Origin of the sequence: Microcoleus sp. S13C4 (genome assembly GCF_036700865.1) — a bacterium.
Classification (GTDB): Bacteria; Cyanobacteriota; Cyanobacteriia; order Cyanobacteriales; family Microcoleaceae; genus Microcoleus.
In genome coordinates this window covers 12,016-33,855 of record NZ_JAUBPS010000005.1, presented here as the reverse complement: position 1 = coordinate 33,855, position 21,840 = coordinate 12,016, and the positions used below count along the sequence as shown (strand labels likewise).

The following is a 21,840-nucleotide window of genomic DNA, read 5'->3' as shown; positions in this document are numbered from 1 at the left end:
ATTTAGCCGAATTTAACTCTTCTTGTCACTCCATCCATCGAAGGAAGTTAAAAACTTGTTGTTCAACTCAAGAGTTTTGAGTTAGGTTTTGATCTAACGATTAAAAACTGATTAAATCTTTAATTCAAAACTCAAAACTCAAAACTCAAAATTATTCTTGAACTTTTCCACTTAAACTTTTGAACGATCGGTCAAAATTTCATAACCAGTTTCCGTCACCAACACAGTATGCTCAAACTGAGCAGACATAGCATTGTCAACCGTTACAGCAGTCCACTTGTCAGAAAGCGTCCGAGTGTACTTAGAACCGGCATTCAGAATCGGTTCGATCGCCAATGTCATCCCCGCTCGCAATTTCACGTTCGGCATTTCCCGCGTGCGAAAATTGAAAACCGACGGTTCCTCGTGCAAATTTCGCCCGACACCGTGGCCGGTAAACTCCTCAACGATGTTAAAACCGTTGCTTTTGACATGATCTTCGATCGCACCCGCCAGATCTAGCAAATAGGCTCCAGCCTTCACTTGTTCGATGCCTTTGTAGAGAGCTTCTTCTGCGACTCGGATTAATTTGGCAGATTCGGGAGTCACTTCCACAACTGCGATCGTGATGCAAGAATCGCCGTGAAAACCTTGGTAATAGGCCCCCGTATCTACCTTAAGAACATCTCCTGCCCGAATTACTTTTTTGGCGCTGGGAATGCCGTGAACAACTTCGTTATTAATGCTAGAGCAAATCGATCCTGGAAAACCGTGATAGCCTTTAAAACTCGGAGTTGCACCCATTTGGCGGATGCGTTTTTCCGCATAAGCATCCAAATCAGCAGTAGTCATTCCCGGTTTCACCATTTGGGAAATTTCTTTGAGTACCGTTGCAACGATTTTTGCTGCTTGCCGCATAATTTCGATTTCGCGTTCCGACTTAATTTCAATGCCTCGACGCTGTTTTTTGACTTGGGGTGCTTGAGTTGGGCTAGAAAGCAGACTGCTAAAAATATTCATGTATTGATTGGCGGGTAATTTTGTACTTTGACGGCAGGTTGAAGCAAAAAAAACGGCAAATATCCAGTTTTTTGTGGAAAAACGGGTGTCTTGTTCCGAACTGTCGATCGCTTGTCCTTTAAGCTAGCTTAATATTTTTCTCACTAATCGGCACGGGATTGGGGGGTCAACAAAGCGGTTTTAACCGCCGAGCCCGTTGGAGCGGGATTTCCGAGCATTCCTGTGAGGTTAGCAATTGCGGCAATTAACTTATTTATGTCAACTGGTTTAGATAAGTGCATCTGGAAACCCGCTTCCAGCGCTTGCTGGCGCTCTTCCTCTCTGGCGTAGGCCGTCAGAGCGATCGCAGGCATCTTTCCACCCCTGAGCACTTCCATTTCTCTCACCCGCCCGATCAACTCGTAGCCGTCTGCTTCCGGCATTCCAATGTCGCTCAGCAGCAGATCCGGCCAATAACTCTCCAGTCCAGCTAGAGCCTCGGCCACCGATGTCGCCGATCGCACCAGAGCTCCTTCGTCCTCGAGTAAAGCAATCAAAAACTCCCGCGTGTCATCGTCATCATCCACCACCAGCAATTGCAAATTAGCCAGAGTGGGGAGAACCTCTGTCGCGTCATTGAGCGGCGACCAATCATCGTCAGCAGCGAGGGCGTTTCTCTGTGCCACAGGTAAAGCCACCGTAAATTTCGCACCCTCGCCCGGATTATTCTCTGCCTGCACCCTACCGCCGTGCAGTTCCACCAAGTGACGGACGATCGCCAATCCCAGTCCCAAACCCCCGTAAGACCTAGTTGTGCTGCTATCAGCTTGGCGGAAGCGATCGAAAACATAAGGCAAAAAATCAGGAGCGATACCAATGCCGCTATCAATTATCTCAATTTGAGCCTCATCGCCAACTGACTCTAATCGCACCTCTACTTTACCCTCTTGCGGACTAAACTTAATCGCATTTGACAGCAAATTCCACACAATTTGCTGCAAGCGATCGAAATCGCCGATAACTTCACCTACATTTGGACTGCCCGTTAATTCTATGACTATTGATTTTTCCTCAGTCAGCGGTTGCAAAGAATCTATTGCCAGCTTGATTGCAGATTCCAACCGAATCGGATGCTTATTTAAATTCAGTTTCCCCCGCAGAATCCGCGAAACATCTAAAATATCTTCAATGAGTTGCGCTTGAGATTTAGCATTGCGCTCAATTGTTTCTAGGGCTTTATCAATAGTTTCTTGGTCAAATCTTTTGGCCCGAAGCAGCCTAGACCAGCCTAGAATTGCATTTAAAGGAGTACGGAGTTCGTGAGACAGAATAGCTAGAAATTCATCCTTCATCTGGTTAGATCTCTCCGCTTCTTGCCGCGCCACTTGTTCCCGGAGTAGTCTGCCGCGTTCTTCCTCTGCTTGCTTGCGGTCTGTGACATCTCTAACCGTGCCCACGTGACCGATCAGTTTTCCCAAATCCGAAAACATTGGCGACGACTGCACGTGAACCCAACGCACAGTTTCGCTACCAGCTAATCGAAACTCGTTAGAATATTCCTGACTTTTTTTCATCCAAGCTAACCAATCTGTGACTACGCGATCGCGATCTTCTGGATGAACTTCCCGCTGCCAAACCTCGGCCAAGCTTTCCTCCAAAGTTAACCCACAAATCGCTTGACAACGGGGATTGATGTAAGTACAGCGGCCTTCAACGTCTGCCAAGTAAATTCCTAGCGGCGAACAAGCACACAAAGTGCGAAACCGCTCTTCACTTTTACTTAGTTCACTATTAACAGCAGCTAACTGTGTTGCTTGCTGTTTCACCTCGACTGTTTTTTGGAACAATTCCACAAATACCCCCACCTTCGATGTCAATATTTCCGGTTCCAAGGGTTTGAAGAGGTAATCCACCGCACCCAGAGAATAACCTTTAAACACGTGGGTGTCATTACTGCTGAATGCTGTGATAAAAATAATCGGAGTCGAGCGCGATCGATCTCTTGAGCGAATCAATGTTGCTGTCTCAAATCCATCCATTCCCGGCATCTGCACATCAAGCAAAATTACCGCAAAATCTTCATTAAGCAGACATCTCAGAGCCTCCGCGCCCGAACTAGCTTGTACTAGATTATAAGAGGGGCTGTTGAGAATAGCTTCGAGAGCTACCAAGTTTTCGGGGCGATCGTCAACTAAAAGGACATTTACTCGATGGGGGGACTGCAGATTCATAATTCTTTTAATCTTTAATTCTTAGCAAATTGACTAAACAGGGAGCGATTTTAGAGAGGGGTAAAATCCAGTCTACTTCAACATTTGCGATCGCCGACGCTGGCATGGTCGGGCATAGAGCTGAAGCCGGTTCCTCCACAAATGTCAATCCTCCCTCAGCTTTAATTTTTGCCAGCCCTTTACTGCCATCCGAATTAGCTCCCGTTAAAATTATGCCGATAACTTTCTCCCCAAAGGCATCCGCAGCAGACTCAAACAGCACATCGATTGACGGCCGCGCGTAGGACACTGGAGCCTCAGTTGATAGTGCAAATTTAGGAGTGCCGCGATTGGGGATTGGGGATTTTGAATTATGGATTGACTCCACTGCCACGCTCCCCCATTCTGTAAACTCGTTTTCATACAGGCTAAACTCCTCCTCAGAGGGCGATTCTATTAGCAAGTGATAGTCAGCAGGAGCCAAGTAAACCCGTCCAGGTGCGATCTCTTCTTTGTCTTGGGCCTCTGTGATTTGGAGAGAGCATTGCTTTTGTAAAAAATAAGTAAGCCTATTCTGAGAACTCTTATGGCGGTGTTGGACAATAACTACAGGCAAAGGAAAGCTTTGTGGCAAATCTGCCAGCAGCACAGTCAGAGCCTCTAGCCCTCCCAAAGACGTGCCCACAACCACTATTTCAAAATTTTTTTTATTTAACTCTTCGGTAGATTTTATCACTACTTTCAATTGGTTCATAGTATTTTTCATAAGGTGTAAAAGTCAGAGACTCCTGATGTCCTAGTCCTAAAACCCCAAACATTCCCAGGCTCTCATAAAAAAGCTTGTGTACCCGCTCTTGCAGGTGTGAATTGAAATAAATCATCACATTACGGCATAAAATAACATTAAATTCATTAAAAGAATTATCCGTTGCTAGGTTGTGGTGAGCAAAGACAATGTTCTCTTTAAGTGAAGAGCGAAAAATCGCATTTTCATAGGCAGCAGTGTAATACTCAGAAAACGCTTTCTTGCCTCCCGCTTGGTGGTAGAGTTGTGTATATTCTTGCATTTGTTTCAGCGGGAATATCCCTGTTTTGGCTGTTTTCAAAACTAATTCATTCATGTCCGTAGCGTAAATCCGACAACGGTCATAGAGTCCTTCTTCTTGCAGCAAGATTGCCATAGAATAGACTTCTTCTCCCGTTGAACATCCAGCGTGCCAAATCCGAATAAAAGGATAAGTACGTAGCAGCGGCACCACTTTATTTCTGAAACTAATGTAAAAGCTGGGATCGCGAAACATCGCCGTTACATTGACAGAAATGTCCAGCAGTAAACGGTCTAGGTAACCAGGATTGTGAAGTACCTTTTCCTGAAGTGCAGAGACAGTGGTGAGCCGTTCCGAGCGTATAGTGTTCCAAATACGCCGCTTGAGAGAGGCAAGAGCATAATTGCGAAAATCAAATCCGTAATAGCGAAACATTCCCTCTAGTAGGAGTTGAATTTCGATTGTTTCAAGTTCATGGCTTTCGGGCATTTTTAATTACTAATTGGTTATTGGGCATTGTTGACTGTTGACTGTTGACTGTTGACTGTTGACTGTTGACTGTTGACTGTTGACTGTTGACTGTTGACTGTTGACTGCTCACTAATGACAACTGCCAACAGTCAACTCACTTCATTATCTATAAAGCCAGACACGCAGCAGCGAGAGCAACTGTTCCGTATCAACAGGTTTGGTAATGTAGTCAGACGCCCCAGCTTCGATACATTTTTCCCGATCGCCCTTCATAGCTTTCGCAGTAAGAGCAATCATTGGCAAGGAAGCAAATTGAGGCATTTTACGAATTGCTTGCATTGTTTCGTAACCGTCCATCTCTGGCATCATCACGTCCATCAACACAATATTTATGTCAGGCGTATTTTGCAATTTAGCAATGCCCTCTCTGCCATTCTCAGCATACACAATTTGCATTTTATGGCGCTCCAACATACTTGTGAGGGCGAAAATATTCCGCATATCGTCGTCAACAATCAAGACTTTTTTGCCCGCGAGGGTCGAATCTGTTTGATACAATTGCTCTAGCATTTGGCGCTTCGGTTCGGGCAAATTTGCTTGGACTCGGTGCAAGAACAAAGCTGTTTCATCTAACAAACGTTCCGGCGATCGCACATCTTTAATAATGATTGTTTCCGCCATGCGCTTGAGTTGAGTTTCTTCGGTTCTTGTCAACTCTTTGCCCGTATAAATAATAAGCGGCAGACTTCTAAAGCTAGCGTCTTGCTTGATCTGCTCGATCAGTTCAAAACCAGTCATATCTGGTAGTCCCAAATCGAGTACAACGCAGTCAAAATGCCCCGATCTCAAAGTTGCTAGCGCCTCTGCACCACTCCCCACAGCCGTTGTAGAAACATCGTGATTGCCGATTAAATCCACAATGCCCATACGCTGTGTTTCGTCGTCTTCCACGACTAGCAAATTCTTCACCGGCCGCTCCACAAACCCCTTAATATCAGTTAAAGCATGGCTCAAAGCTTCGCGACTGACAGGCTTTTGTAGGTACGCGATCGCCCCTAACTGCAAACTGCGCTGCCGCCCTTCTTCAACTGATACAATGTGAACCGGAATGTGGCGCGTACTTGGATCGTGCTTCAAGCGATCGAGCACTGTCCAACCATCCATCACAGGCAAATTTAGATCCAGCATAATCGCCGTTGGCTTGAACTCTCGCGCCATCGCCAAACCGATATCGCTCCGCAAAGCCACCAAACCTTTAAAACCGTGTTCCTGCGCCATATCCAACAGAATTCGAGCGAAGTTTACATCATCCTCGACAATTAACAGCACGCGATCGTCCAACTCGACATTTTCCCGATCGTCAGCGATAATCGGTGATGGATAAGGGGCGATCGGCAAGTTGAAATTCGGCGAAGGAACTGTAGAAGAAATAGCAGGCGACAATTGAGCCATTTGCTTACCCGTTCCCGATTCCTGATCATTCATGATTCGCGATTCTTGGTAAGTTTGCGGCAGATAAAGCGTGAACCTACTACCCTCACCAGGGCGACTTGTCAATTTAATTTCTCCGCCTAACAAATTAGCGATTTCTCTACTAATTGACAAACCCAAACCCGTGCCCCCGTATTTGCGGCTAGTGCTACCATCAGCCTGTTGGAAAGCCTCAAAAATCACCCTGTGTTTTTCAGCAGAAATCCCAATTCCCGTATCGCTAACTGAGAAAGCCAAAACATTAGGGGAACTCCTTAAACTTTCTATCTCTAAACTCCACCCTTCCCGCGCTACTTCGACAAGCAATTTCACCTCACCCCGCTCTGTAAACTTAAACGCATTAGAGAGGAGATTCTTCAAAACTTGTTGCAGCCGTTTAGCATCAGTATAAAGACCTTTTGGCAACCCAGCCTCAAGCTCGATTTGAAAACTCAACTTCTTATCCAGGGCGATTTGGCGGAAAGTTCTATCCAAATGATCTCGCAAGTCGGGAAACAACACTTGCTCAATTTCCACCGACATCGTGCCTGATTCAATCTTAGCCAGATCCAAGATGTCATTAATCAGCCCTAACAAATCTGTTCCCGCCGAGTAAATTGTGCGCGTGTATTCAACTTGCTTCAGAGTCAAATTCCCTTCACTATTGTCAGAAAGCAATCGAGCGAGAATCAACAGCGAATTCAGCGGAGTTCGCAACTCGTGAGACATATTTGCCAGAAACTCCGACTTATACTTAGAAGTGAGAGCCAACTGTTCGGCTCTTTCTTCCAACAAGCCCCTCGCTTGTTCGATATCTCGGTTTTTCCGCTCAACTTCCTTATTTTGCAGCGCTAGCAATTCAGCTTGTTCTTCTAGTTCTTCATTTGTTTGTTGCAACTCTTCCTGCTGCTTCTTCAGCAGTTCCTCATTCGTCTGCTGCAACTGCGCTTGCTGTTCTAGCCGCTTGTTAGTTTCCGTTAGTTCCTTTTGCTGAGCTTGCAACTCTTCAGCCAAAGATTGCGACTGTTTCAGCAACTCTTCCGTCCGCATACTCGCCGCAATTGTATTTAAAACAATGGCAATACTTTCCGTGAGTTGGTCGAGGAAGGTTAAGTGAATTTCGCTGAAGCGGCGGAACGAAGCTAGCTCAATTACCGCCGTCACCTGCCCTTCAAACAGTACAGGTAAAACCACGACATTCAGCGGCGTAGATTCTCCCAGACCCGAGCTAATTTTAACGTAGTTGTCCGGCACTTCCGTCAGCAGTATTCTTTCCTTCTCCAGGGCGCACTGTCCGACCAAACCTTCGCCTAAATGGAATTTATTTCCTAAGCTTTTACGTTCCCGGTAGGCGTAGGTACTTAACAGTTTGAGGAAAGGGTCGTGTTCAACAGTTTCCATCATAAAGAAGACGCCATGCTGAGCAGAAACCAGCGGTGTTAATTCCGAGAGGATTAATTTAGAAACCGTTTCTAAATCCCGCTGACCTTGCAGCATTCTAGTGAACTTAGCCAGGTTGGTCTTGAGCCAATCTTGCTCGGTATTTTTCTGCGTAGTCTCCCGGAGATTGGCAATCATCTGGTTGATGTTGTCCTTGACGATCGCAACTTCTCCTTCAGCAGCAACGGAAATTGACCTCGTTAAATCCCCTTTAGTAACACCAATTGCCACTTCGGCGATCGCGCGCACCTGCGTAGTCAAATTCGCCGCCAATTCATTCACGTTATCCGTCAAATCTCGCCACGTTCCCGCCGCCCCCGGAACCTTCGCCTGACCGCCTAACTTCCCTTCAATTCCCACCTCTCGCGCCACCGTACTAACTTGATCCGCAAACGTCGCCAGCGTGTCGATCATCTCGTTAATCGTATCTGCCAGAGTCGCAATTTCTCCCTTAGCTTCCAGCATTAACTTCCGCTTCAAATCCCCATTCGCCACCGCCGTCACAACTTTAGCAATACCCCGCACTTGCGCTGTCAAATTTCCCGCCATCGAGTTTACGTTGTCCGTTAAATCTTTCCAAGTTCCCGCAACTCCTTTCACCTCAGCTTGACCGCCCAATTTACCCTCAGTTCCCACTTCCCGCGCCACCCGCGTTACCTCAGAAGCGAAGGAATTAAGCTGATCCACCATCACGTTAATAGTGTCTTTCAGTTCGAGAATTTCGCCTTTGACATCTACGGTAATTTTCTTAGACAAATCGCCATTTGCTACCGCTTTCGTCACTTCCGCAATATTCCGCACCTGCGCCGTCAAATTCCCGGCCATCAAGTTAACGTTATCCGTTAAATCTTTCCAAGTTCCCCCTACACCCCGCACGTAAGCTTGCACACCTAATTTACCTTCCGTTCCTACTTCCCTCGCCACCCGCGTTACTTCAGATGCGAAGGAACTCAACTGATCCACCATGATGTTAATCGTGTTTTTCAGTTCGAGAATTTCCCCTTTCACATCTACAGTAATTTTCTTCGACAAGTCGCCATTTGCCACAGCGGTTGTCACTTCCGCAATGTTCCGCACTTGGGCGGTAAGATTACCCGCCATCGAGTTAACTGAATCCGTTAAATCTTTCCAGGTTCCGGCCACCCCTTTAACTTCAGCTTGCACGCCTAATTTCCCTTCGTTTCCGACTTCCCTAGCAACCCTGGTTACTTCCGAAGCGAAGGAATTTAACTGATCCACCATCGTGTTGACAGTGTTTTTTAACTCAAGAATTTCACCTTTAACATCGACAGTAATTTTCTTAGATAAATCGCCATTTGCCACAGCAGTCGTAACAGCAGCAATATTCCGTACTTGCTCCGTCAAACTACCCGCCATAAAGTTAACTGAATCCGTTAAATCTTTCCAAGTTCCTGCTACGCCTCGGACATCCGCTTGACCGCCGAGTTTACCTTCCGAACCCACTTCTCTCGCCACCCGCGTTACTTCAGATGCGAAGGAATTAAGCTGATCCACCATCACGTTAATGGTGTTTTTCAGTTCTAAAATTTCCCCTTTAACCTGTACCGTAATTTTTTTAGATAAGTCACCGTTAGCAACAGCCGTCGTCACCTCAGCAATGTTGCGGACTTGTGCTGTTAAATTACCGGCCATTGAGTTAACTGAATCCGTTAAATCTTTCCAGGTTCCTGCTACTTCTTGCACTTCAGCTTGTACACCTAATTTCCCTTCGTTCCCCACTTCCCTAGCAACCCTGGTTACTTCTGATGCGAAGGAATTTAACTGGTCAACCATCGTGTTGACGGTGTTTTTGAGTTCAAGAATTTCGCCTTTAACATCTACAGTAATTTTCTTAGATAAATCGCCTTTTGCCACAGCAGTCGTCACTTCAGCGATGTTCCGCACTTGTGCTGTCAAACTGCCTGCCATGAAGTTAACGCTATCAGTTAAATCCTTCCACGTTCCCGCAACTCCTTTCACTTCTGCTTGACCGCCGAGTTTGCCTTCGGAACCTACTTCTCTCGCCACCCGTGTTACTTCAGATGCGAAGGAATTTAACTGATCCACCATGATGTTAATCGTGTTTTTCAGTTCGAGAATTTCACCTTTAACATCTACAGTAATTTTTTTAGATAAGTCACCATTTGCTACCGCCGTCGTCACGTCGGCAATGTTCCTTACCTGTGCGGTAAGATTGCCGGCCATTGAGTTAACTGAATCCGTTAAATCTTTCCAGGTTCCGGCCACTCCCCGCACTTCAGCTTGTACGCCTAATTTCCCTTCGGTTCCTACTTCTCTCGCCACCCGCGTTACTTCAGATGCGAAGGAACTCAACTGATCCACCATGATGTTAATCGTGTTTTTCAGTTCGAGAATTTCCCCTTTAACATCTACTGTAATTTTTTTGGATAAATCGCCATTAGCCACAGCCGTTGTTACGTCAGCAATGTTGCGGACTTGGGCCGTTAAATTCCCGGCCATCGAGTTAACTGAATCCGTTAAATCTTTCCAGGTTCCAGCAACTCCTTTAACTTCAGCTTGCACGCCCAATTTCCCTTCGGTTCCTACCTCCCTAGCCACCCGCGTTACTTCCGACGCAAAGGAGCTCAACTGGTCTACCATTGTGTTAACAATTTGCGCTGTTTGGAGGAATTCTCCTTTGAGGGGTCTGTCTTCTATTTCTAAGGCGATGGTTTGCGATAAATCTCCTTTTGCTACGGCCCGGATTACTCTGGCGGTTTCAGAGGTTGGTTGCACTAAATCTGTAATTAGGGTATTGACAGAGTTGACGCTAGCTGCCCATGACCCCTCGGCGCTGCCGATGGTGGCCCGCTGGGCAATTTTGCCTTCTTTACCGACAACTGTGCCAATTCGCTCGAGTTCAGCCGCCATTCTCTCATTGAGTTCGATAATTTCGTTAAGTTCGTCAGCAATTTTCCCCGCTAGACCGGTCTGGTCTATGGGCATCCGAACTGAAAAGTCCCCTTTTTTGACTGCCACTAAGGTTCTAAGTAACTGTTTGGCATAACCATTATTGGAATTGGGGCTTGTTATCTGTGCAGTTGACATGACCGTTACCTTTGACGAGTTTGAAGGGGAAGGGGGGAATATTTTTGAGATTATTGATATTATCCAACTAAAGCAGTGTCTGATTGCTTCTATCGAAAGATGGATGACAAATTGCTGTTGATCAGCTATTTTATTATTTGTTATTTTGGAGTGGTTAGCAGGCTCTCCTGGGTAACGAGTTAATTGCCGGGTGTCAGCAACAGGCCCGAAAGCCTGTTTTACCCTATTCCACAAAGAGTGAATTTTATTGTAGGGCGGGCAGGATGTCCGCCCTACAGATTATCAACTGCGATTATTTCCAATTTTGCCACGAACTATTGAAAATAGAAGTACCCGGAAAGGCGATCGGATTGGCATTTTGTTGCAACCGCAACTGCAACACTTCCAAATTTGGCTCGCGGGACGGCAATTCGTCCACTAATTCATAAGGTATAATCCCCTTTTCTAGGGAAAAAGCAGCCGTAACTCCCGCCGCCGCACCGGCAGACCATTCAAAAGAATGCACTCGATAAGCAGCGGCCGCTGTGTGGCTAACAGCAATACTTTTACCTGCAACTAACATATTGTCAATTTTCTGGGGAATCATGGCCCGCAGCGGAATTTGAAAGGGATAAGCTTGCCCTTGAGCTTTGCGAGTACCTTCCCGTTCGGTATTTCCTGGTGCTTCCGGCGGACTGTTGGTCATGCAGGGGTGAAAGTCGATCGCATAATGACCGATACCCACAGAATCAGGATAAATCGTAGCGCGCGATCGCGATTTTGTATCCTCAACAGATTGACTTCCCACAGCCAAAGCCGGCGCATTCAAACCACCCACAGCCAACCACAAATTGCGATACTCTTCCTCCGACAAATTCTGGCGGTAAAAATCAGCCGTAAAGTCAGTGCGAGACATATCAACTTCCCACACCGTAAAACCTTGAGGCTGATTGAAACTCGGCCGCCCAATAATGCGCCGGCCCTCCCGCATATAAGGATATTTAGAAAGTCCGTGCACCGTCCCCATCGGCGAATCCAACCCGCTCAAAAAACGATTGTTTGGATTAGGCTTTTTGACTCCCTCTCCTAGCTGCGAGTCAGTAGTTCCTGTTACCAGCCAGTAGAAAAATCCTTTGGCATTTTCCTCTCCCTTTCGCAAAGTTTCCGTTCGCAAACCGCCCATCCATCCCCCCGGTTGCAGTTGACCTGCTTCTTCCAACTGCTCGCGAGAATAAATTAAATTATCCTGGGCAGAACCGGGACGATAGTCATTGCCCCAAGTCCAGTTTTGCATCGAAATATCCCCGGGATAAATCGGGAATTGCTTCGGGTCGGAAGGTCGCTTTTCCTCCGGTCTCATGCTCCTGATTTGGCGGTAGGTGAAAACTAAGGGAAAGCTCGCCAATCTCTGCAATTCGTAGCTGTAGTAAGGAGCATATTGTTGATAAAAAGACGGCACTTGATGCTGCTGGGGTTCCTTCGTTGCCTGCATCGCAAAGGTGTAGGTAAAACCTTGAGTACAGTAAGCATCGCCGGTTGGGCTGGGGGAGGAAGGTTCAAGAGGGGAACGCGGGTCAATTCCGAGGCGGTAAGGAACATCCGCCAGTCCGATCAATTCGCCTGTTTCAGTGGCATCTACCACGTACCAATCAGCAGGTCTAGGTTTGGAATTTGACTGGTTAGGTGGTTTTGGAATAAACCGAATAATAGTTTTGTTAAATCGTGCAGAATTTTCATAGCGATAGGCATCTTCGATAGTCTGAGAAAGAGTTTCGGTGTTGATGGGCGGGGTATTGGCGGCCGGTTTGTGTTGAATGGCGATCGCACTTTTAATTTGTTGACCCCCAGCCGTATTCCCCGCCACAGCAGGAGTAATTGCTAGTTCTTTAATAACCGTATTGGGAAACCACTTCAGCGTACCTTTGCCTTTTCTAGCGGCATCCTGCAAGATGTTAAATAGAATTTTGTGACCGTCGTAGGGCATGAAACACGAAGAGCTAACCCAACAACCTCCGGGATTTAGCCGGCCGTAATGTTCCTTAATCCGCTGCCGCAATTCTAGGTAGCCACGGGGGTAAAATAAGAGCGATCGCTGAGTCTCTCTTTCATCGAGTGCGGAAGTTCCCTGGGAGGAAATTTGACCGCCTACCCAGTCAGTAATTTCAGTAAGGCAAACTGTGCGCCCCGCCCGCAAACCTTCGTAAGCGGTAGCAGCGCCTGCGAGCCCGCCGCCTGCTACTAGAATGTCGCAAGTTTCTGCATTGTCTGGATTACGCGGAGGTTCGGCAAAGACTGGCGAAATGCTCCCTATCGCCGAAATTATACCGAGGGTGAGGCTAAAGATCGATCGACCTTTGAGCAAAAATAGATAATGTCGAAGTTTCATCGGAGATTGGGGAATTAATTTTGACATAAGCGAAAAACACTCATCTCATCTAAATGTTTATTTTGCAGTATACTGGTATTTCGCGGTGTTGTCAGGGAAAACTTTTTTAGAGAAGAGGCATTAATACCAGCAACAACTATTGAACAGCCGGATGAACCTTATGCTCAAGATCGTCAAATTTTTTAGGTTATTTATTCCTTTTGAGAGTTTAACAATTACCACCAGTTTAACTTTTTCGGAAGTGGGGCGCAGGTTGGACGAAGTTGTCACTCATCCCAAAGTTGTTAGAATAATTATACCCTTTGGCCCGCCACCTCCAAAACCTTATGAAGGAACAATTTCTGGCAAAAGTTTCAAAATTAATCGCATCATCATCGGTCGAAATTTATTGTTCCCAATTATAGAAGGAAATATATACACTCAACAGTTCGGTTGTTCCATCAAAATTAGGATGACTTTACATAAAATAGTCCTAGGATTTTTGATTCTTTGGCTGTGGACAACTGGCAGTATAGGAATGTTTTCTTTATTTGCTTGGTTAGTCGAACCCTCCGTGGGACCAATATTTTTACCAATTTTAGGAATGTTTATTTTCGGCTGGCTTTTGTGCTTGATTCCTTTTAAAATAGAAGCAAAAGCAGCTATAAAGTTTTTATCAATTCTCTTAACATAAAGTAATTTATCACGACTATATTTGAGCTGTATTATTAAAAACAATCTGGCTTCATCTGCGGTAAAAAAAAACTTAACTTTCCGGGATTACCCATGCGTCAAAACCAACTCAAACAAAAAATTAAACAAGGCGAGACAGTCCTCGGTTTATTTATAAACTGCGCTTATCCCGCATTCATGGAAATATGCGGTCACGCTGGCTTTGATTTCGCCGTTATCGACATGGAACACGGGCCGCTGCACCCGCTTGCTGCTGAAGATTTGTGTCGCGCCGCCGACTGTACCGGAATTGCACCGATTGTTCGTGTCCGCAAAAACGACGGGCCGCAAATTCAACGAGCTCTTGATATCGGCAGTGCAGGCGTTCAAGTACCTCAAATTGAAAGCAAAATCGATGCTGAAACCGCTGTCAAAAGCGCTAAATACAGTCCTCTGGGTACGCGAGGCCTTTCCTTCGCTACGCGGGCAGGACTTTACACCGCTGCAGGTACAAATATCACCGATCGACTCAACGAAGAATCCTTAGTTGTGATTCATGTCGAAGGCAAAGGCGGCATCGACAACCTGGCAGAAATTGTTACTGTGCCAGAGGTGGACGTGATTTTTCTGGGGCCTTACGATCTGTCGCAGTCGATCGGCATTCCCGGGCAAGTCCGCGATCCCCGAGTCATCGACATGATGCAGGAGGCTGTGCAAACCATCCGCAAAGCAGGCAAAGCGGCCGGTACTTTTGCCGAAAACCCCGAAATCGCCCAGCAGTGGATTGATGCTGGCGTTCAGTACGTCGCACTTGGGGTCGATGTTGCCGTTTTCCTGCGGGCCTGTCAGTCGCTGGTGAAAGCAGTCAATCGATTTTAGATTTTAGATTTTGGATTTTGGATTAAAAGAAGAACAAGCCCCCGGATTCATCTTGCAAGCTTTACGATATCTTTGCAATTTTTGTAGTGTCTTTTACGACACATACAAAAAACCTGCGCTAGAGTAGAAGCATACACCTCCTTAAGGCAAAACTGGGGAGGGGAGCAAGGCTTCAGGGAGAAATATCTATGAAAACGGTATTAGAATCCATTCATTTGGATTATGCCTTCATGTTTACTTTTAAGAAAGTAAACTCGATTAAGCTCGAAGGTTTCAAGGAATTCTTTGACGATATGCCTGTCGATCCGTATGTGAAAGGTAAGTATCGTTCGAGAAGATTGTCGCGGTTTGCCGTCAACGGAAATGAGTTAGTTAAGTTACCTCACGGCTATTTGTATCAAAGCAAAACATACAATCCGCTAGTGGGTGATATCAGGCGGGAATTTGCGGAATTGGATGATCGACTAATCGCCCTCGATAATTTCAAACAGATGATTTTTGCTTTTTTCGATTCCTGCAAAATTCACCCGGAAGCTGAAATCGGTATCCATCAAATCAGGACGACTTGTTCGGCGCACAATTTTGGCAACCCCGCACCGGAAGGCATTCACCAAGACGGTACTGACTTTATCGGGATTTTCTCGGTTGACAGAACTAATATTGTAGGCGGGGAAACGCATTTGTACTTGGCTAAAAAAGAGAAGCCTGTTTTTAATAAAATTCTGCATCCGGGAGAATTGCTGTTAGTTAACGACCATGAGTTTTTCCACTTTACTACGCCGATTAAACCCGAATCTGAAGGGGTGGGAACCAGGGATGTCTTTGTGCTGACTTCTCCGAGTTTGCTTTGCGATTGAGGAGAGTTGGGAAATTGGGCGGGGAGGATCGAGCGTGAGAGCTTTTATATGAGTGCGATCGTCCCCGCTCGCTACTAGAGATATAAGCTTTGCTAAGGGGAATTAGACATTTTCTAGGGCATTTAGGAGCGCAAACCCCCTAGCTCGCCAGGGAAAGAGATCTATGACCTAAAAATGCCTAAAACCCTTGGTATAACTAAATTCAAGCCCATTCGAGCTAAAAGTCTTTCTCGATTTGGGCTTGAAGCCATTTTAGCAGCAGTTTTTGTCTAAGTCCCGTTAACTCACATCTTGCACAATTGTCAATTACTTGTTTAGGAACAGGCTTTCCGGCCTGTTCCACAAAAAAACTCATTCTTTGTGGAACGGGCCGAAGAGCCCGTTCTTGACAATGGTGCAACATCTGAGGTTAATCAGAGCAGAAGAACAGATTGATAATTGGTACGAAATTCAACGGAATTTTTCTCTTCAGGTAGCCCGTGATTTCATTCTCAATTATCTGAATCAAAAAGTAGGTCTAAAAACTGAATATTAACGGCTCGCTAAGTGCAGCATTAATTGGACTTGTCGCATCTCAACAAATATCCGTGGTTTTTGCAACTTTTTGTAAAAGCACAAGCTTAATCCGCCGTCGGGATTACCTTATTTTTGCACTTTTTACACATTTTACTTAATTTGTCAATGCGTAAGTCCTATATCTGAGTCTGCCTACCCATATCTGACGATCGATCTAGTAACTATACCAAGCCGTACAAATCTCCTATGTAGACCAAGGGCGAGATCCCTTCACTTTGTTCTGCCTGCTTTTGGAGGAAACTGCGTGAAGCGAAGCTATCCCGCAGGGAATCGCCCTCCTCACATGAATCTTTATTTGTATTTTTTTTAAGAAATGTTAAAACATATTTTTTTAAGTAACACTTAAGTTTGGCTTAAAGTGCAGAGTACAATGAGGTATCAGAGCATCCATCTACTTACAAATTGACACTTCCTCAAAAACTTGTGTATTAATATTTAACAGAGACTGCCAGGATGATTAACTTAGCCGGCTACGAGATTACCAACCAAATCCATGAAAGTAACAATTCCTTAGTTTACCGAGGCCTGAGAAAGCAAGACAACCAAGCGATAATTCTCAAATTTCTCAAGCAAGATTATCCCATGCCAGCTTCGTTAGTTAGATACAAGCAGGAATACGAAATTACACGCAATCTTAACCTAGAAAGTGTGCCTAAAACCTACAACTTAGAAAGATACCAAAACAGTTTAGTTATTATTTTCGAGGATAGTGGTGGAAAATCATTAAAGCTGGGGTTGGCTTCTCAAAAACTTACCTTACAAGAGTTTTTGTTAACAGCTATCAAAATAACCCGAGCTTTAGGCGACATTCATCAACATAAAATTATTCATAAAGATATCAACCCCAGCAATATTATTATTAACTCGACAACAGGGCTAGTCCAAATCATAGATTTTGGCATCTCTACTGTCTTATCGCGTGAGAATCCTACCCTAAAAAATCCTAATGTTTTAGAAGGCACTCTTAGCTATATATCGCCCGAACAAACAGGCAGGATGAACCGAGCGATCGACTACCGCACTGATTTTTACTCATTAGGAGTCACTTTTTACGAACTGCTAACGGGGCAACTGCCCTGGGATTACAAAGATGCAATGGAATTAGTACACTGTCATATTGCTAAACAAGCAGTGCCGCCCCATGAAATTAATGCAGAAATTCCTAAAGCGGTTTCTGATATTGTAATGAAACTGTTAGAAAAAACGGCTGAAAAAAGATACCAAAGTGCTTCGGGAATCATCGTAGATTTAGAAGAATGCCTGAAACAACTAGAGGGGAAAGGAACGATTACAGATTTTGCGATCGGCCAAAAAGATATTACAGATAAGTTTCAAATACCTCAAAAACTTTATGGTAGAGAACGCGAAATAGAAACCTTATTAGCAGCCTTCGAGCGCGTCAGCAATGGCACAACAGAAATCATGTTAGTGTCGGGTTACTCGGGCATTGGCAAATCAGCCTTAGTGCAAGAAGTTTATAAACCGATTACTAAGGCAAGCGGCTATTTTATTGCCGGAAAATTCGACCAATTTCAACGCAATATCCCTTACTCAGCTATTGTTAAAGCTTTTGGGTCTTTAGTCAAACAACTATTAACTGAAAGCGAAACGCAACTGGGCGCCTGGAAAGAAAAACTTTTAGCAGCGTTTGGTGATAACGGTCAAATAATTATAGATGTCATTCCCGACGTAGAATTCATTGTTGGCAAACAGCCACCCGTCCAAGAATTAGGTGCTACGGAAGCACAAAACCGTTTTAATTTAGTATTCCAAAAATTTATCCGGGTGTTTTGTTCAGTCGAGCATCCCTTAGTCATTTTTCTAGACGATTTGCAATGGGCTGACTCCGCTACTTTGAAACTGCTGCAAGTAATGATGGCAGATGAAGAAACGAAATACTTATTTCTAATGGGTGCTTATCGAGATAACGAAGTGAGCCAGACGCATCCCTTAATCATGACTCTGGAGGCGCTGCAAAATCAAGGCGCGACTATTAACCACATTACCTTAACTCCCTTAGATATCGAACATATTACTAACTTGATAGCTGATACTGTGCGGAGGGATAGAGGCTCAGTCATCCTCCTAGCTGAGTTAGTCGTCGGTAAAACTCAAGGCAATCCTTTTTTTGTCAATCAGTTTCTCAGAACTCTCTATGAAGAAAGCCTCCTGATTTTTAATTCTGAGAAAAGAAACTGGGATTGGAATATTTCACAAATTGAAGCCGTAGGGATTACCGATAACGTCGTTGAGTTGATGGTCGGTAAATTGAGAAAAATGCCAGATTTAACTCAACAGGTTTTACGGTTAGCCGCTTGTGTGGGCAATAGTTTTGACTTAACTACTCTCTCGATTGTCAATGAAAAATCTACCGTTGAAACCTTTCAGCAGCTATTGCCAGCAATCCAAGATGGATTAATTTTAGCCACTTCTGAACTCGGCGTAACAGAAGAAGAAATCGTTAAATCTCATCTGGTCATTACTACTTATAAGTTTTTGCACGATCGCGTGCAACAAGCAGCTTATGCTCTGATTGAGGAAAGTTCTAAAAAAACACTTCACTTACAAATCGGTCGCCTGCTGTGGCAAAATACCTCGCCAGAGCAACGAGCGGAAGATATATTTGCGATCGTCGATCAGTTGAATCTTGGAATTGAACTCATTAGTGATGAATCCGAACGAACTGAAATTGCAAAACTTAATTTAACCGCAGGTCAAAAAGCTAAAGCAGCAACGGCTCATGCTGCGGCTACCCAATATTTGCAAGCAGGTTTGGGACTGCTAGCAAATTCTAGCTGGACTCATCAGTACGAACTGACATTAGCACTGCATACCGAAGCAGCAGAGGCAGCATTTCTCAGTGGTGACTTTGACCGGATGCAGAAATTAGCTGAGGTCGTGCAAAACTGTTCCAAAAACCTATTGGAAAAAATAAAAATCTATGAAGTCCAGATTCAAGCTTCCGTGTCGCAGAAAAAGCTACTAGAAGCAGTTAATAGAGGGCTAGAAGTTTTAAAGCTGTTAGGGGTGGAGTTTCCCTCTCAGCCAAACCCGTCAGATATTGGGCAAGCACTGGGGGAAACGGCGGCAATTTTGAAGGGGAAGCGAATTGAGGATTTAAGTGACCTGCCTCAAATGACAGATCCCTATAAACTAGCAGCTATGAGACTTATATCAAGTATCTTTGCTCCTGCATACATTGCTGCTCCACAACTGTTGCTCTTGACGGTGTGTAAACAAGTAGATTTATCCGTCCAATATGGTAATGCTTCTGTTTCTCCCTTTGCTTATGCCAATTATGGTTTTCTTCTTTGTGGAATTGTGGAGGATATTGATTCGGGTTATCAGTTCGGTCAATTAGCTTTAAGTCTATTGTCAAAGTTGAATGCTCAAGAAATCAAAGCCAAGACAGTTGTCATTGTAAATATATTTACCCGACATTGGAAAGAGCATCTGAGAGAAACCTGCGAGCCTTTAGTGTCTGCTTACTCTAGCGGAATAGAGACAGGAGATTTAGAGTTTGCAGGCTTTAGTCTAATACATTCCTCCTGTGCAGCTTACTATAGTGGCAAAGAACTGACTGTGCTGGACAGAGAGATAGCAATTAACAGAGATGCTATTTATAATGTCAAGCAAGAAATAGCGCTTAATTATATAGAAATAAATTGGCAAGCTATATTAAATTTGTTGGGAAAAAGCGAAAAACCTTGCATTCTGAAGGGTGAAGCCTGTGATGAGGAGCTGAAGTTGCCATTATACCAGCAGGCAAAGGACAAATCGGCAGTTGCATACATATATTTGAACAAAATTTACCTTTGTTATTTGTTTGAAAATTACTCAGAAGGCATTGAAAATACTGCTCTAGCAGAGAAGTGTTTAGATGCAATGGTAGGATTGCCCGTTATTCCTATCTTCCATTTTTACGATTCTTTGGTGCGGTTGGCCGTGTATTCTGATACTCCACAGTCAGAGCAACAGATCATTCTTGACAGAGTACAAGCTAATCAAGAGAAAATGCAGAAATGGGCGCATCATGCCCCAATGAATTATCTACACAAATTCTATCTAGTAGAGGCAGAACGGTATCGGGTTTTAGGGGTAAAAATCGAGGCAATAGAAATGTACGAGAAAGCTATTGCTCTTGCGAAAGAAAACGAGTACATCAACGAAGAAGCACTAGCTCACGAACTCGCTGGCAGATTCTATCTTTCATGGGGCAAAGACACGATCGCCCAAGTTTATATGCAAAACGCTCATTATAGCTACCAAGCTTGGGGCGCTGTAGCTAAAGTTAAGCATTTAGAAGAAAAATACGCCCAATTCCTAGCTAGAACCTCAGCCAAGACAACAAGTCAAACGAACGTTAACACAACAACCAATGCGCCTAATAGCACTAGTACCAATTTGGGAGAGACGCTAGATTTAGGCACAGTAATGAAAGCTTCCCAAGCAATTTCAGGTGAAATAGTTTTGAGTAAGTTGCTGGAAAGGTTGATGAAAATCGCCATCGAAAATGCAGGCGCCCAAAAAGGATTTTTAATTTTAGAAAAAGCGGGAAACTGGGCCATCGAGGCTGAAGGTTCCGTGAAGGAGGATGAAATTAGCGTGCTGCGCTCGCATCCCCTCAATGCAGAAGCAGCTTCTGGGGAAACACCAAAACTCGCAAGTGCGATCGCCAACTACGTCATCCGCACCCAGGAAAACGTCGTATTAAATAACGCCACCCAAGAAGGCCAATTTACCCGCGATCCTTACATAGCAGCCACCCAACCCAAATCAATTCTCTGCACCCCTCTGCTGCACCAAGGCAAGCTCACAGGCATCCTTTACCTAGAAAACAACCTGAGCGAAGGAGCCTTTACCACAGATAGACTAGAACTGCTAAAATTGTTATCAGCCCAAATAGCCATTTCCATCGAAAATGCCCAACTCTACAATAACTTGCAAGAGTTCAATCAAAACTTAGAACAATTAGTGTGCGATCGCACCCACGAATTATCTAATGCCCTAGATAATTTAAAAGCTACTCAAAGCAAGCTAGTGGAATCTGAAAAAATGGCATCGCTGGGAGGATTAGTTGCAGGCGTCGCCCACGAAATTAATACTCCCATCGGCGTAGGTGTCACCGTTGCGTCAGCTTTGGCAGAACATACCACAGAATTTGCTTCTACTTATAACAGTGGCAAAATGAAGCGCTCCGAGCTAGAAAAATTTTTGGATATAGCCACCCAAAGCAGCAACACCCTTCTAACTAATCTAAATCAGGCTGCGGCATTGATTCAGAGCTTTAAAGAAGTGGCAGTCGATCGCTCTAGCGAAGAACGACGAACTTTCATAGTAAGAGATTATCTGGATGAAATTTTAATCCAATTAAAACCAAAATTGAGAAATAGCAAACATTCGATCGAAATTAAGGGAGACACCAAAATAGCCCTAGATTCTTATCCAGGTGCTTTATCCCAAGTTGTCACAAATTTACTGATGAACTCTCTGATTCATGCTTACGAACCGGGCGAATCTGGTCAGCTCGCTTTTGATTGGCAACAAGAGGGCGATCGGCTTAGATTTGAATATTCCGATGACGGTCAAGGCATTCCCCCAGAAAATTTAAGTAAAATTTTCGAGCCATTCTTTACTACAAAACGCGGTCAGGGTGGTAGCGGGTTGGGATTGCATATTGTCTACAATTTAGTTACCCAAAAACTTCTGGGTGAAATAGAATGTAAAAGTGAGGTGGGAGTCGGCACCAAATTTATTATTAAGCTACCCGTCCAAATAAATTCACATAAATTCACAACCGTAGTTTCCTAAATCCCAACATCAGTAAC

General features: G+C 44.7%; 10 protein-coding genes. 4 read left to right on the top strand and 6 right to left on the bottom strand.

The genetic code is table 11. The annotated features are described in order from the left end of the window. Positions 1-171 precede the first annotated feature (171 nt). The 6 genes from map to QT996_RS03885 all read right to left on the bottom strand — a co-directional run bounded on the left by map (position 172) and on the right by QT996_RS03885 (position 13,049). Positions 172-999 (bottom strand): type I methionyl aminopeptidase, encoded by an 828-nt coding sequence (gene map / locus QT996_RS03910; protein WP_333044678.1) that lies wholly within the window; start codon positions 997-999, stop codon positions 172-174. Between the two features lie 143 nt (positions 1,000-1,142). Further along, a complete protein-coding gene (locus QT996_RS03905) occupies positions 1,143-3,209 on the bottom strand; it encodes a response regulator (RefSeq protein ID WP_333044677.1) in 2,067 nt (688 codons plus the stop codon). A gap of 7 nt (positions 3,210-3,216) precedes the next feature. After that, the gene (locus tag QT996_RS03900) at positions 3,217-3,942 is read right to left on the bottom strand and encodes a chemotaxis protein CheB (protein ID WP_333044675.1); all 726 of its coding nucleotides are present in this window, start codon (positions 3,940-3,942) and stop codon (positions 3,217-3,219) included. Next, a complete protein-coding gene (locus tag QT996_RS03895) occupies positions 3,896-4,723 on the bottom strand; it encodes a protein-glutamate O-methyltransferase CheR (protein WP_333044674.1) in 828 nt (275 codons plus the stop codon). Before QT996_RS03895 ends, QT996_RS03900 begins: the two co-directional genes overlap by 47 nt. Positions 4,724-4,867: 144 nt before the next feature. Next, positions 4,868-10,684: a HAMP domain-containing protein gene (locus QT996_RS03890; protein ID WP_333044673.1), complete on the bottom strand. Its 5,817-nt coding sequence runs from the start codon at positions 10,682-10,684 to the stop codon at positions 4,868-4,870. A gap of 292 nt (positions 10,685-10,976) precedes the next feature. After that, positions 10,977-13,049: an FAD-dependent oxidoreductase gene (locus tag QT996_RS03885; protein ID WP_333044671.1), complete on the bottom strand. Its 2,073-nt coding sequence runs from the start codon at positions 13,047-13,049 to the stop codon at positions 10,977-10,979. A gap of 160 nt (positions 13,050-13,209) precedes the next feature. Here QT996_RS03885 and QT996_RS03880 point away from each other — a divergent pair, with 160 nt between their 5' ends. From QT996_RS03880 to QT996_RS03865, 4 genes are all read left to right on the top strand, one after another. Beyond that, entirely contained in the window at positions 13,210-13,722 is a 513-nt protein-coding gene (locus QT996_RS03880; RefSeq protein ID WP_333044669.1) for a hypothetical protein, read from the top strand. Between the two features lie 92 nt (positions 13,723-13,814). After that, positions 13,815-14,579, top strand: a complete 765-nt coding sequence (locus QT996_RS03875) for an aldolase/citrate lyase family protein (protein ID WP_333044668.1) — start codon at positions 13,815-13,817, stop codon at positions 14,577-14,579. Between the two features lie 188 nt (positions 14,580-14,767). Further along, positions 14,768-15,436 carry a 2OG-Fe dioxygenase family protein gene (locus tag QT996_RS03870; protein WP_333044665.1) on the top strand — a complete coding sequence of 223 codons (669 nt, stop codon included), beginning with the start codon at positions 14,768-14,770 and terminating at the stop codon, positions 15,434-15,436. Between the two features lie 1,029 nt (positions 15,437-16,465). Further along, positions 16,466-21,823, top strand: coding sequence for an ATP-binding sensor histidine kinase (locus QT996_RS03865; RefSeq protein WP_333044663.1), 5,358 nt, complete (start codon positions 16,466-16,468; stop codon positions 21,821-21,823). Positions 21,824-21,840 lie beyond the last annotated feature (17 nt).

Excerpts from the sequence above, each read along its gene's own strand:
- map (WP_333044678.1), bottom strand. The coding sequence starts at position 999 with ATGAATATTTTTAGCAGTCTGCTTTCTAGCCCAACTCAAGCACCCCAA.
- QT996_RS03905 (WP_333044677.1), bottom strand. The coding sequence starts at position 3,209 with ATGAATCTGCAGTCCCCCCATCGAGTAAATGTCCTTTTAGTTGACGAT.
- QT996_RS03900 (WP_333044675.1), bottom strand. The coding sequence starts at position 3,942 with ATGAACCAATTGAAAGTAGTGATAAAATCTACCGAAGAGTTAAATAAA.
- QT996_RS03895 (WP_333044674.1), bottom strand. The coding sequence starts at position 4,723 with ATGCCCGAAAGCCATGAACTTGAAACAATCGAAATTCAACTCCTACTA.
- QT996_RS03890 (WP_333044673.1), bottom strand. The coding sequence starts at position 10,684 with ATGTCAACTGCACAGATAACAAGCCCCAATTCCAATAATGGTTATGCC.
- QT996_RS03885 (WP_333044671.1), bottom strand. The coding sequence starts at position 13,049 with ATGAAACTTCGACATTATCTATTTTTGCTCAAAGGTCGATCGATCTTT.
- QT996_RS03880 (WP_333044669.1), top strand. The coding sequence starts at position 13,210 with ATGCTCAAGATCGTCAAATTTTTTAGGTTATTTATTCCTTTTGAGAGT.
- QT996_RS03875 (WP_333044668.1), top strand. The coding sequence starts at position 13,815 with ATGCGTCAAAACCAACTCAAACAAAAAATTAAACAAGGCGAGACAGTC.
- QT996_RS03870 (WP_333044665.1), top strand. The coding sequence starts at position 14,768 with ATGAAAACGGTATTAGAATCCATTCATTTGGATTATGCCTTCATGTTT.
- QT996_RS03865 (WP_333044663.1), top strand. The coding sequence starts at position 16,466 with ATGATTAACTTAGCCGGCTACGAGATTACCAACCAAATCCATGAAAGT.